This window comes from Streptomyces sp. NRRL B-1140, from assembly GCF_001280065.1.
Taxonomy (GTDB): Bacteria; Actinomycetota; Actinomycetes; order Streptomycetales; family Streptomycetaceae; genus Streptomyces.
This window is the reverse complement of record NZ_LGEA01000032.1, coordinates 1-321: the sequence shown is the minus strand read 5'-3', so window position 1 is coordinate 321 and position 321 is coordinate 1. Positions and strand designations below refer to the sequence as shown.

The following is a 321-nucleotide window of genomic DNA, read 5'->3' as shown; positions in this document are numbered from 1 at the left end:
GGGTGGTGTCGTCTTCCGTGGCGGCGGCGCTCACCGGGTCGGCCTCCTCAGCACGGGAGGACGGCCATCATGCCGCGGGCGGTGGGGGCGAGGGGCCCGGTGCCGCCCTCGCGTTCCAGGGCGACGGCGGCGAGGACGCTCTGCGTCAGCTCCTGTTCCGTCGTGATGCGCTGTGCCGTTTCCTGCGGGCCTGCGGCGGCCGTGGAGGCGCCGCCGAGGAGGAGGCCGGCGGCCAGCGTGGCCGCCGCCGCACCTGCTGCTGTACGGGAGTGCTTCATGCGCGAATCTCCGTCCGTGTAGGGGGTGAGGCTGCGCCGCAGA

General features: G+C 74.8%; 1 protein-coding gene. It reads right to left on the bottom strand.

Annotated features, from left to right (window positions below):
• Positions 1 to 47: 47 nt before the first annotated feature.
• On the bottom strand, positions 48 to 321 hold a 274-nt coding region (locus ADK65_RS05340), incomplete at its 5' end, for a hypothetical protein (RefSeq protein WP_420708964.1).